Annotated in this window: 12 protein-coding genes; 4 read left to right on the plus strand and 8 right to left on the minus strand. The window is 73.6% G+C overall.

The genetic code is table 11. The features are described 5' to 3' along the window. Positions 1-44: 44 nt before the first annotated feature. Positions 45-491: a MarR family winged helix-turn-helix transcriptional regulator gene (locus IF02_RS0120070; protein WP_030158872.1), complete on the minus strand. Its 447-nt coding sequence runs from the start codon at positions 489-491 to the stop codon at positions 45-47. 125 nt (positions 492-616) lie between these two features. Here IF02_RS0120070 and IF02_RS0120075 point away from each other — a divergent pair, with 125 nt between their 5' ends. Further along, positions 617-2,179 (plus strand): MFS transporter, encoded by a 1,563-nt coding sequence (locus tag IF02_RS0120075; protein ID WP_037836686.1) that lies wholly within the window; start codon positions 617-619, stop codon positions 2,177-2,179. A 55-nt stretch (positions 2,180-2,234) separates the two neighbouring features. On the opposite strand, the gene IF02_RS32510 is transcribed toward IF02_RS0120075, so the two are convergent. The 3 genes from IF02_RS32510 to IF02_RS0120090 all read right to left on the minus strand — a co-directional run bounded on the left by IF02_RS32510 (position 2,235) and on the right by IF02_RS0120090 (position 6,973). Further along, positions 2,235-2,765 carry an LppU/SCO3897 family protein gene (locus IF02_RS32510; RefSeq protein WP_051696377.1) on the minus strand — a complete coding sequence of 177 codons (531 nt, stop codon included), beginning with the start codon at positions 2,763-2,765 and terminating at the stop codon, positions 2,235-2,237. Positions 2,766-2,866: 101 nt separating this feature from the next. Further along, positions 2,867-3,406 (minus strand): DUF4232 domain-containing protein, encoded by a 540-nt coding sequence (locus tag IF02_RS33210; RefSeq protein WP_051696378.1) that lies wholly within the window; start codon positions 3,404-3,406, stop codon positions 2,867-2,869. A gap of 66 nt (positions 3,407-3,472) precedes the next feature. Then, positions 3,473-6,973: a CHAT domain-containing tetratricopeptide repeat protein gene (locus tag IF02_RS0120090; RefSeq protein ID WP_158708519.1), complete on the minus strand. Its 3,501-nt coding sequence runs from the start codon at positions 6,971-6,973 to the stop codon at positions 3,473-3,475. Positions 6,974-7,169: 196 nt separating this feature from the next. Here IF02_RS0120090 and IF02_RS0120095 point away from each other — a divergent pair, with 196 nt between their 5' ends. Together IF02_RS0120095 and IF02_RS0120100 are read left to right on the plus strand one after the other, a co-directional pair. Further along, positions 7,170-7,565, plus strand: coding sequence for a hypothetical protein (locus tag IF02_RS0120095; protein WP_030158881.1), 396 nt, complete (start codon positions 7,170-7,172; stop codon positions 7,563-7,565). A gap of 2 nt (positions 7,566-7,567) precedes the next feature. Beyond that, positions 7,568-8,515 carry a hypothetical protein gene (locus tag IF02_RS0120100; RefSeq protein WP_051696380.1) on the plus strand — a complete coding sequence of 316 codons (948 nt, stop codon included), beginning with the start codon at positions 7,568-7,570 and terminating at the stop codon, positions 8,513-8,515. 16 nt (positions 8,516-8,531) lie between these two features. Here IF02_RS0120100 and IF02_RS0120105 read toward each other — a convergent pair whose 3' ends face one another. From IF02_RS0120105 to IF02_RS0120115, 3 genes are all read right to left on the minus strand, one after another. Continuing rightward, on the minus strand, positions 8,532-9,548 hold the full coding sequence (locus IF02_RS0120105; protein WP_199809251.1) for a quinone oxidoreductase family protein: 1,017 nt from the start codon (positions 9,546-9,548) through the stop codon (positions 8,532-8,534). Between the two features lie 110 nt (positions 9,549-9,658). Beyond that, a complete protein-coding gene (locus IF02_RS34420; protein WP_158708520.1) occupies positions 9,659-10,624 on the minus strand; it encodes a hypothetical protein in 966 nt (321 codons plus the stop codon). Positions 10,625-10,635: 11 nt separating this feature from the next. After that, on the minus strand, positions 10,636-11,946 hold the full coding sequence (locus tag IF02_RS0120115) for an FAD-dependent monooxygenase (RefSeq protein ID WP_030158886.1): 1,311 nt from the start codon (positions 11,944-11,946) through the stop codon (positions 10,636-10,638). 395 nt (positions 11,947-12,341) lie between these two features. Between IF02_RS0120115 and IF02_RS0120125 the strand changes: the two genes are divergently transcribed. Beyond that, the gene (locus IF02_RS0120125) at positions 12,342-12,932 is read left to right on the plus strand and encodes a hypothetical protein (protein ID WP_030158888.1); all 591 of its coding nucleotides are present in this window, start codon (positions 12,342-12,344) and stop codon (positions 12,930-12,932) included. 85 nt (positions 12,933-13,017) lie between these two features. Here the strand turns inward: IF02_RS0120125 and IF02_RS0120130 are convergent, their stop codons facing one another. After that, positions 13,018-14,829, minus strand: coding sequence for a protein kinase domain-containing protein (locus tag IF02_RS0120130; protein WP_051696381.1), 1,812 nt, complete (start codon positions 14,827-14,829; stop codon positions 13,018-13,020). Positions 14,830-14,892: the final 63 nt, after the last annotated feature.

Here is a 14,892-nt window from a genome sequence, read left to right on the forward strand (position 1 = left end):
AACGACGGGCCGCCCCCGCCGTGACTGCCGCTCCCCCGGCCGGCTCAGTGGCCCTCCCCCGTCGCCTGGCAGGCGGTGGAGATCGACGACATCCACGCGAGGACCGCATCGCGCTGGTCCGGGGCCAGTCCCGCCTCCAGCTCCGCCTCCCGCCGCTGTACGGCCGGGAGCGCGTCCGCGTAGCGGGCGGCTCCGAGGTCGGTGAGGTGGAGCTGGTGCGTCCTGCGGTCGGTGGGGTGCGGGGAGCGGGTGATCAGGCCCTCGCGTTCGAGCGTCGCGAGCATCTCGTTGGCGGCCTGGCGGGTGCTGCCGACGGAGCGGGCCAGCTGGGCGACCGACTTGCCCGGGGACTCCTTGACCATCATCAGGGTCGCGAACTGCGGCACGGTGAGCCCGAACTCCTCCAACTCGGCGCCGATCGCCGCCCGCATGCTGAGCCAGGTGTGGCGGACCAGGAAACTCAGCACTCGGTCGTGGCTCTTCTCGCCCACGAGGCGACCTCCGAACTCTTATTGATTGACAGGAACTTGACGAGTTTGCCAGGATGACGCCGCGCTGGATCGTCAGGTCCCTGTCGATTCTAGCGCCAACTCCTCCTGATCGAAGGTAGTCACGTATGTCATCCGCCACGCCACCGAGAGCCCGCCAACGGCTCATCCTGGGCGTTCTCATTTTCGCCCAAGTCCTCATCTGGCTCGACGGCACGATCCTGTCCACCGCCTTCGAGACGCTGACCGACCCCGTCCGCGGCCTGGGTGCCACGCCCGGCCAACTCCAGTGGGCCACGGGCGCGTACACACTGGCCTTCGCCGGGCTGATGTTCACCGGGGGCGCGCTCGGCGACCGGTTCGGGCACCGCAACACGCTGCTGGCGGGCATGGCCCTGTTCGGCGCCGCCTCGGGCTTCGCCGCGTACGCCTCCACTCCCGGCCAGCTCATCGCGGCGCGAGCGGTGATGGGCGTCGGGGCCGCCTTACTCGTCCCTGCCACCATGGCGGTGGTCAGCTGGACCTTCGAGCCCGAGCAACGGCCCGCCGCCTTCGGTACGTTGTCCTCGTTCGCCGGGGTCGGGATCGCCGCGGGGCCGATCCTGGCCGGCGGGCTGCTCTCCCGTTTCTGGTGGGGCTCGGTGTTCCTCGTCAACGTACCGGTGGTCGTGCTCGGCCTCGGCTTCATCGCGCGGTACGTGCCGAACTTCCGCAGTCCGCAGGTCCGTCGCCTCGACCCGGCCGGGCTGCTCCTGTCGACCGGCGGCCTCGGGCTGCTCGCGTACGGCCTGATCCGCGCGGGCCAGGAGGCCTCGTTCACGGAGCCGGGCGTCTGGGGCAGCACCGCCGCGGGCATCGCGCTGATCGCCGCGTTCGTCGTCACCGAACTGCGGATCGCCGAGCCGAGTTTCGACCCCCGGCTGCTGACGCAGCGCCGCTTCGCCGCCGGGAACGTCGCCCTGATGACGGTGTTCCTGGCGATGACGGCGGGCTCCTTCTACCTCGCCTTCTACCTGCAAGGGGCGCGCCAGTACTCGGCGCTGGACGCCTCGCTCCTCGGGCTGCCGGGCGCGCTCGGCGTGGTCGTCGGCTCGCCGATCGCGGTGCGGCTGACCGGCAGGACCTCGGTCCGGCGTGTCGGCGCGATCGCGCTGACCGCCGCGGCCCTGGCCATGGGGGCGGTGGCGCTGTTCGACGCGAGCACGCCGATCGCCTGGTACCCGGTGGTCATGCTGGTGCAGGGGACGTCGATCGGCATGGTGATCGCTCCCGTCACCGGCGCCGTACTGGGTTCCCTGCCCCTGGAGCGGGCCGGCGCGGGAAGCGCGGTCAACAGCACCCTGCGCCAGACCGGCAGCGTGCTGGGGATCGCCGCGGGCGGCACGATCACGTCGATCGTCTACCGGCACGCGATCGAGGGCTCGCTGACGGGCCTTCCGGATCCGGTCCGGGACCAGGCCCGGGTCTCGGCGGAGCTCGCCCGCCATGTCGCGGCCGCGACGCACGACCCCGGACTCGCCCGGGCGGCCGACGCCGCCTTCATCCACGCCATGCACGTGGGCGCCCTCTGGACGGCGGGATTCGCCCTGATCGGCGTGGTGGTCCTGCTCATCGGATTCCGCCCGGTCCGCCGCCAGAACCCCGCCGAGGAGGCCCGCCCGAGCCCGGCGACGAGTTCGACCGGGTCATGAGGGCGAACCCGAGCCGCGGCCCTTCGGTGGGCCGCGGCGCGGGGGTGGGGTGGGGTCAGGGCTTCTTGAGCTCGTCTATGCAGAGCACGAACTGCTTGCCCGAGCTGCGCCGGGAGCCGCGCATCTGCTCCTCGTAGCCGATGTCCGACACGCCCTTGCACTGGTTCGTGTCGAGGGAGTCGGGGATCACCTTGACCACCTTGTACTGGGCGGTCGCGCCACCGCACTTCACCACCTGGAGGTCGGGGCTCACGGTGTTGCCCTTGTTCGTCAGGCAGTCTCCGACCTTCGCCTTGTCGGCGTCGTCGCGGCTGGCGTAATAGCCCACCGCGGCCGCGATGACCACGACCACGGCGACGATGATCTTCAGGATCTTCATGACCCCCATGCGCTTGCGCGGCGGCGCGGGCGGGGCGGCGAACTGCTGCGGGTAGGGGTACTGCTGCGGCGGGGCGCCGTACGGCGGCTGGCCCGGCTGCTGGGGCTGTCCGTATCCCGGCTGGGGCGGGTAGCCCTGCGGCGGCTGCTGGGCGTGCGGGGCGGGCTGGCCGTACGGGCCGGGGCCCGGCTGGGGCGGGTAGGTCATGCGGGAATCCCCCGAGAGCGTGTGCACTGTGCGTTGTTTGACGTGCGCACGCTATAACAATGCACTGACACGAGCCGCATCGCGCTCAGGCGGCCGGAGCCCTACCCGCGGAAGGCGGTCGCGCGAACAGTGGTGCCGCAGAGTGCGAACTCACCGCCGTCGCTGGGCGCCAGCTGGTAGCGGCCGCCCGCCACACCCACCACCATCGACGGCGCGACGAAGGGATCCGCGCCGGAGGCGCAGTAGCCGTCCGCCTCGCCGAGCACGGGCGTGAAGGTGAGCTGCGCCGAGGCGCGGCCGCCGGCCGCCAGTTGCACCGGCCCCGACTTGCCGACGCGGATCACCTGGAGCGGCTTGTTCTTGTCCGGCGAGCCCTGACCCGCGAGCGCCACGGTCGGGAAGCCGTTCAGCACGCACGGCTTCGTCCCCTTGTTGGTCACCGTGATCCGTACCTGGGCGGACCCGGTCGGCTGTGCGCTGTTCGCGACGACCTGGGTGCTCGTGCACGGGGCCGGCGCCCGGCGCGGCTCGTCCGCGGTGGCGGCGGTCCCGGAACCGGCCACCAGCGTTCCGGACGCGAAGCCCGCCAGCAGGAGTACGGACGAAGCCTTGATCGCGACGCATCGCGTTGCGCGTTTCATGGGTTGTCCTCCACGGTTCGCCCCTCCCCCAGCGTCCCACCAACCCGCGCCGTCGGCGCGGGCGGCTCACGCCCCCGCGTGGAGGTGGGCGGCCCACAGGAGCGGGGCGCGCCTGCGGTCATAGCCGGGCGGCAGGTCGTGGCCGTCCCGGACCTGGCGCACTGCGGCGTGCAGGGCGCGGGCGGCCCGGTCGGGGTCGATCGCCCCCGAATCCGTCCGGAGGCCGTCGTAGAAGGCCCGGGCGATGCGGACGGCGGTCTGGTCGTCGATCTCCCACAGTGTGCCGATGACATGGGGGAAGCCGGCGAGCTGGAAAGCGGACGTGAGGTGGATGGCCTCGTCGAGCAGGCCGACGGTGTCGATGGCCGCCGTACGGCAGGCGGACAGGTAGGCCAGCCTGGCGTGGTCGAGGGCGACCGGGTCCAGGCTCTTGACGGTGAACGGGTCCTGCGCGTGGTCGCGGAGCAGCAGCCTGCTCCGCGAGGGGTCGGCGGGATCGCTCGTTCCGTGGCAGGCGAAGTGCGCGATCGCGCAGTGGGGCAGGTGCGCCAGTACGTTGGCCTTCGTGGGGGCGGTGCCGCCCTCCGCCCGGTCCTGCTCCCTGAGGACGACGCGGTGCGGAAAGCGGGCCTCCAGCATGTCGGCCTCGGCGTCGACGAAGCGCAACCGGCCTGCCCCGGGCAGGCCGGGCGTGGTGGGCATGGCGACGATCAGCGCACGGTCGCCGGCGGCGGTCGCAGCGGCGGTGGCAGTGGTACCGGCGCCCGCGCCCGGGGGCCGACCGCGTTCGCGGGCGTGGCGCAGCGCGCGTACGGTCGGGGTGTAGGAGGAGACGACCCGGTCCATCACGGTGCGCCGGTACGGGTCGTCCGGCGCGTCGGCGTGATGACCGGCGGCATGCAGCGGCAGGAGTCCCAGCAGTCCGCCCGGCGCCCACCACACACGGGGCAGGGCCTCGGCGCCCTCCGCGTCGGGCGCAGGCGGACCCTTGTGCCCCAGGGCCTCCAGTACGGGGCCGGCGGCGGCGTCCCACAGCCATTCGAGGACGTCGACGAGTACGGCCTGCGCCTCCTCCCGCTCGGCAGGGTCCGCCCCCGAGAGCGCCGAGTACTGCGCCCGCCGGAAGGCGTTGATCCGGTCGACCACGGTGGCCTGGCCGAGCCCGGGGAGCGCGAGGCTGGTGAGCCCCTCGGCCGTGAGGAGCAGCGCGTCGCTGCGGTGGCCGCTGACGTTGAACACCACGATCGGGCCGTGGGACGCCTCGGCCCTGAGTTCGTCGACGGTGGGCGGCAGGGCGAAGGAGGTGAAACCCTCCAGGTCGCGGATCTCGGTGAGGAGGGCGGTGAACTCCTCCGCCAGTCGGTGCCGGTCGTACGTCGCCGTTTCCGCGGGCTGGTCGAGAGCGTCGCGCAACTCGGTGAATCTGAGCGCCAGTTCAGGGTGGCGGCCGCGCAGGTCGGTCAGGTCGCCGCGGCTCTCCAGTGCCTGGCCGAGCATGACGGCGCGGCCCACCTCCAGCAGGGCCAAGGCGCGCTCCGCCCGCCCGGTCGCGGTCCCGCCCGGGGCTGCGAGCGCGAGCGCGGCTGCGGTACCGGCCAGGCCCGCCACGTCGCCGATCGCGTCCTGCCGGTCCTGGCGTTCCAGCCGGCGCCCGGCCATCTGCGGCATCAGGCGCACGGCCGCGTCCGCCGCCCGCGCCGCGCGTTCCGCCGCACCGGACTTCGCCAGCAGACGGGCTGCGGACAGCCCCGCGTGGATCCGGACGGACACCGTTGACAGCACGGTCGTCGACGCCGCGGTCCAGGCCGCCACCGCCGCGTCCCGGTCCGCCTCGTCCGCGTCCTGGTCGAACCGTGCGAGCAGCGCGTCTGCGAGGTTGTTCAGGTAGACGGCACGCTCGGGGTGGTCGGCGGGAGCCGCCTCGACCGCCTGCCGGCCGACGGCGACCGCCTCGTCCAGGTCCGAGCGGACACCGGTCCGGCCGAAGCGGAACCTCAACGCCGGGCCGAGGTTGGACAGGTACCGCGGGCGCTGCGGATGGCCGGGCGGAACGGCATCCACCGACTGCCGATGGCGGTCGATCGCCGCGTCCAGGTCCCCGAGGACGCCGAGCCGCCCGAACCGGACCTGGAGTGCTCCCCCGAGGTTCGACAGGAACATCGCGCGATCGAGATGGGTGGTCGGCGCCGTGCCGACCGCCTGCCGCCCCACCTCGATGGCGGCGTCCAGGTCCCCGATGTCGTGCAGCCGCGCGAACCGGGCCCGCAGCATGTTCCCGAGGTTGGAGAGGTACCACGCGCGCTGGGGGTGGTCGGCCGGGACGGCCTCCACCGCCTCCTGGAGCCGGTCGATGGCGTCGTTCAGATCCGCGAGGGCTCCGATCCTCTCGTACCGGGCCCACAGTCCTCCGCCGAGGTTCGACAGACACATGGCCAGGTCGGGACGGCCGGGACGGCCGGGACGGCCGGGACGGTCGGGACGGTCGGGACGGCCCGCAGCGGCCGCCTCCACCGCCTGCCGGCCCACCTCGATGGCGGCGTCCGCATCCGCGGCGCGGCCGGCCCGGACGAACCGCTGCTGGAGCGCGATGCCGAGGTTCGACAGGAACACGGCGCGACCGGGGTGGGCTTCGGGCGCCGTGTCCACCGCCTGCCGGGCCGCCTCTACGGCCTCGCCCAAGTCCCCGACGGCGCCGGTCCGTTCGAAGCGGAGCCGTAGGGCGTTGCCGAGGTTGGACAGGACCTCGGCGCGGCCGGGCTGGTCCACGGGGAACATGGACGCCGCTTCCCGGTACCGGGCGATGGCGCCGTCCAGGTCCGGCAGCGCTCCGGCCCGCTCGTAGCGGGAGCGCAGCACGCGCCCCAGGCCGGTCAGGACCAGCGCGCGGTAGAGGCCGTCATCGGGGGTGGTCCGCGCCGCCTGCCCGAGCAGGGCGATGGCGCTGTCGAGGTCCTCCGTCGCTCCGGCCCGGTCGAACCGGGCGCTCAGCGCCTCTCCGAGGTTGTAGAGGTACATGGCGCGGCCGGGCTCCCCGGCGACCGCCGACAAGGCCTCCCGGAAGCGGTCGATCGCGCCGTCGAGGTCGGCCGACGGGCCGCCCCGGCGCGATGTGATCCGCAGCACGTTGCCGAGGGCGGTCAGGTGGATGGCGCGGTGGGGGTGGCCGGCGGGCACGGCCTCCACGATGCGCCGCCACAGGTTCGCCGTACCGGAAAGCCGCTCCGGGTCGTCCGACTCGTCCAAGCCCGCGAGCAGTTGCATGGCGTACCCGGCCGCGTTCTCCGCGAGGACGGGCACCAGCGGCTCCGGCAGGTTGTCGTCGCCGGCCAGGAAGCACGCGGTGAGTGCCTGCACGGCAATCCGCAGATCCGGTTGGTCCTGGCCCCGCCCCGGGTCCGGGCCCAGGTCCTGGTCCCGGTCCTGGTCCGTCCGCGCGGCCGTCGCCTGGTGGCGGAACCAGTGGAACCAGCCGAGCAGATGGCGGACGGCGAGGTCCTCGTCGGCGGGCAGCAGCTCCGCGAGCCGCCGCGCTTCGCTCAGGGCCTCGGCTTCCCATACCGGTGTCACGTCCCGCAGTTCCACAACACGCCGCAGCCGCGCCGCCATTGCGTCCATAGCCGCCTGAGCAGCCGGTCGTTCCGTGCGCGCTGGGTCCCCCGGATGACTCACGTCGGGTGATGCTAGTCCTACGATCCCCGCACCGGCGGGTAGTTCCTCGGATACGCTCCGCGACAGCTGCAACGAGGCGATGGCGGGGGCGAGGATGGCGGAGCCCGAGGAGACGGCGCGGGAGCTGGGGATCGTGTGTGCGAACGCGGACGCGATCCGCGGGCGCCTGCGCCGCGGTCCGGCCGGTGACGACGCCGTGCTGGAAGACGTGCTCACCGCGGCGCGGGGCGGGCGGGAGACCGGTGACGCGTTCGAGGTCCTGCACGCCGTCCTCCAATCCCTCGGCGACCCCCGGGGCCTGCACGCCTACAGCGAGACCGGCGGCTCGGCGGAGCGCGGGGTGCATGCCGCCGGCGTTGCCCGCGACCGCTCCGGCGAGCCGGTCTACGTGTGCCCGGGCCACCGCTGTACGCGCTACGGGTGGCCGGACCACGCGACGGCGCCGCTCTGCGCGATCAGCGGGGACCGGCTGCGCCTGGATCGGCTGTAGCGGTGGGGACCCTGCTGGGAGAACTGGGCAAGAAGCTGGCCGAGCGGTGGCTGTCCCTGCTGGTCCTGCCCGGCGTCCTCTACCTGGCGGTGGCGGCCCTGGCCCGGACGCTCGGCCAGGCCCACCCCTTCGCCGTGGGCCGCCTTGCCGGCCAGGTCACCGCGTGGGCCGGGGCGCCGGCCGCGCGCACCGTCGGAGGGCAGGTCGTGGTGCTGGCCGCGGTACTGGTCGGCGCCGCGGCCGTCGGGGTCGTCGCGCAGGCTCTCGGCTCCGCCGTCGAACGGGTCCAGCTGGCCGCCGACTGGCCGTCCTGGCCGGCTCCGGCCCGCGGGCTCGCGTACCGGATCACCGTCCGTCGCCGGCGCCGCTGGCGGACGGCCGCCGAGACCTGGCACCGGCACCGGGAGCAGGCCGCCGCCGCCCGGACGCGCGGCGAACGCGCGGATCCCACCGGGCGGCTCGCCGCCCGGGCGGCGATGGTCCGGATATCCGCCGAGCATCCCGACCGCCCCACCTGGAGCGGCGACCGCATCCATGCCGCGGCCGTCCGCGTGGACCGCGACCACCGGCTCGATCTGGCCGCGCTGTGGCCGCACTTGTGGCTGGTCCTGCCCGACACCGCCCGCGCCGAGGTCACGGCCGCCCGCCAGGCCCTCTCCCGGGCCACCACGCTGACCGCCTGGGCCCTGCTCTACCTGCCGCTCGCCCTGTGGTGGTGGCCCGCCGCCGCGATCGCCGTCGTTCTGGCGCTCGCCGGGCGGCACCGCACCCGGTCCGCCGCCGACACCTACGCCACTCTGCTCGAGGCCGCCACGCGCCTGCAAGCCCGCGATCTCGCGGGCCCCCTCGGGCTGGACCCGACCGGCCCGCTGACCCGCGAGGCGGGTGCCACGCTGGGCCTCCACCTGGCGCCGAGCCCGCCGCCGCGACCGTACGACGGGGGCCCGTGACGCACGGGGGTTCCGCTCAGACCGGTTCCCGGTCCCCGACGGCCTCCCATGCCCCGGAGAGCGCTTCGCCACCGCCCGCGGGGACGAACACGAGCCGGGCGCCGGAGGGCACCGGCGAGTCCCAGGCGGCCTCCACGTCGGCCATCGGGACGGCGACCGACTCGGTGGTCGGCGCCAGGGCCGGCATCCGGGCGAGCAGTTCGCGCAGGGCGGCATCGCGGCGTGCGCCCGAGATCGAGCCGAGTCCGCTCCCGCAGACGCTCACGTCCGCCTTGCGGAACCACGCGGACGGCACGGTCATGTCGGGCCCGGCCGCGGAGCCGACCTGCACCCACCGCAACGTACGCGTGAGATCGGCACGGTGGCGCAGGATTCCGTCGAGCGCCAGCTCCGCGGGGCGGTCCCACAGGTAGTCCAGGACGAGGTCCACGTCGGCGGCCGCCGCGCCGAACGCGGCCGCGATCTCCTCGTCCGGACCCGCCAGCCGCACCGTACGGTGGGCACCCAGCTCCGTCGCGATCCGCAGCCCCTCCGGGTCGCGCCCTGCCGCCACGACCGCGCCCGCGCCCTGGTCGAGGGCGAGCCGGATGGCGGCCCGCCCGGCGTTGCCGGTGGCTCCGAGGACGAGCACCGACTCGCCCTGGCGCAGCCGGCCCCGTTCGCGCAGCGCGATCCACGCGGAGGACGCGGGGTTCATGGCGGCGGCGACGGCGACCGGATCGAGCCCGTCCGGTACGGGCATCAGCGCGCCGGCCGGTACGGCGACCCGCTCGGCCATCGTCCCGTGCGGGGGTTCCAGCCCCGGGATGTAGACGAGTTCACCGGCCGCCGTCCGGCCCACTCCGTCGAATCCGGGGATCAGCGGGAGCGCGTCGCCGCCCGTGTAGTGGCCGCCCGAGGCGAACGAGCGCACCAGCGGGTACAGCGCGGCCGCCAGGACCTCGACGACCACCTCGCCGGCCGCGGGGACGGGCTCGGGCACGGACTCGTACCGGGGCGGCTGCCCCAGGGCGTGGACCAACGCTGCGTACATGAACTGGCCCCCATATGGGTGACGAGGCGACATCACGGACAGCCTGATTGTGACGGCTGCCCGCCGGACCCGCCGGCTGCGCCACGCGACAGGGCTTCGGCAGGCCGGCTTCAGCGGACCGCCGTGGCGAGGCGGTGCGCGCCGCCCGAGTGGACGAAGTCCGTCAGGGAGACCGTGTAGTCGCCCTCGTCGGGGCGGTACGCGGTGCAGTACTGCGTGGGATACCAGCCGGGGATCCGCCAGGCGGCCGGCTGGGGAATGGCCTCGCAGGTCCGGTGGCCGGGGGCCGTGCGGTGCCGCTGGAGGAAGTCCCTGGTGAGCATGGGCTCCATGAAGATGAGCTCGCCCGCGTACGCCCCGTAGATGAAGGTCTGGCCGCTGAGCGTGCCGGTGGACGGGGGGCGGCTGTCCAGGTGCGCGCCCATGGCGCCTTCCGCGGTCTGCGGGCTGCTCGCGGGGTAGCCCGCCGGCAGGTACGCGGCCGGGACCGGCTTGCCCGCCGCGGCCAGTTGGTCGCAGGCGATCAGGAGGGCGCAGCCGCCGGTCTTGATCGCCGACCGGACCCCCTGGGGGGCGAGGTAGAAGTGCACGTCGAAGTGGGCGACGTCGTAGCGGCCGTGCGGGTTGTGCCCGTGCGGGTTCCAGTTGAACAGCACCCATTGGAAGGGCACCGCGGATGCGGCGGCGGGGGTCGCCGGGAGCCCGAGCTCCAGGCTGTGGCCGCCGACGCATTCGTGCATGCCGTCGAGGTGCCCGTCGGCGTCCGCGTCGTAGCAGTGCTTGCCGTCGGTGGCGGCGGAGGTGGGCAGCCCGGTGACGGCCGCGGCGGTCAGGGCTATGCCGAGCGTTCTGGGTATCCCGCCCTGGTACTCGCTGTACGTACGGACCGCGCCGCCGCCGAGTCGGGCGGCCCGGCCGTACACGGAGCAGGCCGCGCTCCCGGTGTTCTCGGCGCAGGCGGGCATGCGTGCGGCGGAGCCGGAGGGCGGCGGCGGGGCCGCGGGCCGCCCGGTGGCGGACAGGAGCGCCGCCAGCAGCGCGGCGGAGCCGAGCGCGGCGACGGCGGTGGAACGCATCCGGCAGATGTTCATACGGCGACGCTCCAGGAAGTGCGTGCGTTGAGCGCGGTGGCGTCCACGCCGGTGACCTGGCGGGTACAGGACTTGATGCCGTCCAGGCTGTAGTCGGGCAGGACGTGGCGGATGTCGTGGAAGCCGTCCGGGGCCAGGGCTTCCACCTGGCGCAGCACCGGGTCGGGTTCCAGCCGGCGGTGGGCCGCGAGGAGCTTGGTGGTCTGCGGCCTGCGGGCCGCCTCGTAGCGCGCCGGCGCCTCGTCCAGGCCGTGGTGGGCCAGTTCGTACGCCAGCACGCGGGCGTCGACGATCGCCTGCGAGGCGCCGTTGGAGCCGGTGGGGTACAAGGGGTGCGCGGCGTCGCCGAGCAGGACGACCCGGCCGTCGGTCCAGGTGGGCAGCGGGTCCCGGTCGATCATGGGGTAGCGGCCGATGCGGGGTGCCCGGGTGATGATGCCGTGGAGGTCGAGGAAGTCGCTGCGCCAGCCCTCGATGTGGGTGAGGACCTCCTCCGGGGGGACCGCGCGGTCCCATTCGGCGCCGCCGCGCGCGTCCTCCTCGCCGAGGCCGTCGTCGGTGCGGCTCTCGACGACCCAGTTGAGCAGGCACCGCCCGCTCTCGTCGGGTCGGGTGACCGCGTAGGCGACGGCCTTCACCCGGGCGTTGCAGCCGAGGATCACCATCGTGCGTCCGTCGAGGAAGGGCGGGCCTTCGGTCACCCCGCGCCACATGCATATCCCGTTGCCGAGGGGCGGTCCTTCGTGCGGATGCATGGTCGCGCGCACGGCCGAGTTGATTCCGTCCGCGCCGATGAGCAGGTCGCAGGTGTACGGGTCCGGCCGGTCCGCCACGTACGCCCGGACGGGGGGCCCGTCCGGCTCACGGCCGCTCGTCCGGTCCTGCTCGTACCGTATGAGGCGGCCGCCGGTGACCAGGGCTCCGGGGCCGAGCCGGTCCAGGACGGCCGACAGCAGGATGTCCTGGAGGTCGGCCCGGTGCACCGAGTACTGCGGCCAGTTGTAACCGGCGGCGCGGCCGCGCGGCTCCGACCAGATCAGACCGCCGTAGCGGTGGTGGTACTCCAACCGGGCGGTCGCCACGGCCACTTTGTCGAGCGCAGGCGCCAATCCGAGTTCGGTCAGCTCCCGGACGGCGGCGGGCTGGAGATTGATTCCCGCTCCGACGGCGCGCAGGTTGGGGCACGCCTCCACGATGAGCAGATCGTCCAGCCCTGCCGCGTGAAGGCTCAGGGCCGTCGTCAATCCACCAATTCCGGCACCGGCTATGAGGATGCGCGGAGAATTCTTTCGGCCGTACGGAGACATGCCCTCTACCTCCTGGGAAAGACGCCTTCCGTTGAATGTGCGGTGTTGAAAACGAGGGGTCGAAAGCGGGGTGTCGAAAGGGAGGTGTTGCAACCGGGATGTTGAAAGCGCAGGTCAGGCGCCGATGTTCACCCGATCAGGCTACGGCCAAGTGCCGCCTGATGGGTGAGGTGGCTTTAATCGGGTGTCGGCAACAGAAAGGCAGCGACATGCCTGAAGTGACGTTCGAACCGTGCGACGTCCAGCGCCTCCAGCATGCTGTTGACTACGCCCTCCACGCCTCCAAGCAATCACTGGACGCTCTCCTGCCACCCTGGATGCCGGGCGATCTCAAACGGGAAATCAAGAGCGGATGCGTTGTATCGCATTGTGCAACGCTACTGTTCCCGGAAACAGTGGAATCCGCTCTCGCGTACTTCGACGAAAACGGCTGGCCCGCGTCGACCACCATACCGAGCGTGCTGGTCAAGCGCCGTCTGGTGGAGCGCCACTGGCTTCCGGACGATGCGGACATACGGGTGACGCGGCTGCGCGTCACGACCGGTCTGGCGCCGGAGGTCGAGGTCTTCCTCTTCCCCCGGTGCAGCCCCGGGTACACGGACGCCGTGGGTGCGCAGGAGCGCGTCCACGGTTTCGAGAACCACGTCGGCCTGTTCATGGACCGGCCCGACGAGAGGGCCCTGACCCGGCTGGCGGACCGGCTGGAGACCGGCGGCCGGATGGTCTACGAGGGCTCGGCGCACAACCCCCACGAGAACACCACGATGCTGTACTTCGCCCCCAGTGCCGCCGTGGCCATGTCGCGCCGCCGCTTCCCGCGATGGGAGCTGCAGTGCGCGGGAGATCTGACGGCGTGCGCGGACCGGCGCCCCGTCCGGACGGAGGCGGTGTGCAGCGCGTACGCGGCGCTCAAGGCGAACCACGTGGACGGCGGTCTGCCGCGGTCCACCCGGCGGCCCGTCCCGGTGGCGGTACGGGAGGGCTGACCGAGGCGGGCCATGGGCCCCGGACTCCCCGCCTCCCGTCCTGTTCCGGACGGGACGGGGAGTCTTCGGGTGCGGTCCGGTCCGGTTATCCGATCCGCCATTGCTGGGCCTTGCTCCCGGAGCAGGCGACGACCGTCAGCTGGTTGCCGGCGCCGTTGTCGGTCAGGCATCCGCCCTGGAACGCGATGTCCTTGATGTAGTAGGCGCCCGCCGCGGGGGCCTTCTCCAGGTTCCACCACACGCCTCCGTCGAAGGGGCCCGCGAGCTCGACGCGCGTGGTGTCCCCGAACTGCGTCAGCGCCCGCGACATCGCGGGGCCGGACGGGCCGCAGGTCGTGAAGCTGTCGTAGCTGTTCTTCTCGTGGAACCAGCCGAACGCGGTGGTGCCGCCCATGATGACCTTGGTGTTCGCCTGCGGGGCGGAGCCGCTCAGGCCGATCTTGAGCCCGTCGCCGACGTTGGTGATGGCACCCCAGCCGGCTCCGCCGCAGCCCTGCGGCGGGTTGGCTGCGCCGTTGCCGGAGCCTCCGGGGGTCGAACTTCCGCCTCCGGGCGCGGTCCCGCCTCCGGCGCCGCCGCCGCTCGGTCCCGAGCCGGGCTTGTTCCCCGGGTTGCCGGAGCCGCCGGCGGCCGACGGGGGATCGGGTACGGGTGCCGCGCCGCCGATGCCGCCTGCGGCGGCGCCCGCGCCCGCGTTCGCACCCGCGTTCTCGCCCGCGGGCGGGGCCGAGGCATTGGGCGTACCGGCCGGCGCGCTCTGCCCGGGGGCCGCGCCGGGGCTCTGGCTCCCGCTTCCGGACGCCGGTGCGGACGCGGAGGTGGAGGGGTGCTGTCCCGGGCCGCCCGCGTCGGTCCGGCGGGCGCCGGCGTCGATGTAGAAGACGGTGACGGCCACCGAGACCGTGATCGTCACGCTGAACCCGATCGCGAGCGGCGCGGAGACGGACGCGGGGATGCGCAGCCGGTCCCGCCACGACCGCCGCAGCTCGGTGGCGGCGCCGGCCGGCTCCGGACCCGCCCCGGCGACGACCGGTCCGGCCGGGGCGTCGAGCTCGCCGAGCGGCCGGCCGGCCGCCGCGCGCCGCGCCGCGGCGGCCATCACCGAGGCGTCGGCGTACCGCTCCTCGGGCCTCTTGGCCAGCGCCCTGGCCACGAAGGAGCGGACCGGCGCGGGGAATTCGGCGGGGAGGTCCGGCACCGGCTCCCTGATGTGCTTGAGCGCGATCTCGACCACCGACTCACCGGTGAACGGCGGCTCTCCGGTGAGCAGTTCGTAGCAGACGACGCCCATGGAGTAGAGGTCGGACGCCGCGACGGCCCCGAGCCCCTCCGCCTGCTCGGGAGCCATGTAGAGCGCCGTGCCCAGTACGGCGTGCGAGTCGGTGATGCCGGTGCTGGCCGCGCTGGAGCGGGCGATGCCGAAATCGGTGACCGTCACCCGGCCGTCGTCGCCGAGCATGAGGTTCGACGGCTTGATGTCGCGGTGCGTGACCCCCTGGAGGTGCGCGGCGTGCAGCGCGTCCAGGGCCTGGCCGGCGATGTCGAGTGCCTGCTCGACGCCGAGGGGCCCGCCCTGCGCCCGTACTTCGGTCAGCGTCCGCCCCTCGACGAGGTCCATGACGATGTACGCGACCTGCTCACCGGAGTCGATCCGGCTCTCCCCGTAGTCGTGCACGTCGACGATGCCCGGGTGGCTGAGGGAGGCGAGGACCGTGGCCTCCCTGCGGAAGCGCGCGGCGAACGAGGCGTCGTCGAGCAGCGCGGGCAGCAGGACCTTCACCGCCACCTGCCGTCTGAGCACGTCGTCGTCGGCGCGCCAGACCTCGCCCATGCCGCCACCGCCGATCCGCTCGGCCAGTGTGTATCGGTCCCCGAGGACCGTCCCCCGCCCCCACATGTGTCCCCCTGGTGGTCCGGTGCGCGCCGTGCTGGTGGTCAGCCGAAAGCCCGTCCGGCAGAG

Source organism: Streptomyces sp. NRRL S-244 (assembly GCF_000717915.1).
Lineage (GTDB): Bacteria > Actinomycetota > Actinomycetes > Streptomycetales > Streptomycetaceae > Streptomyces.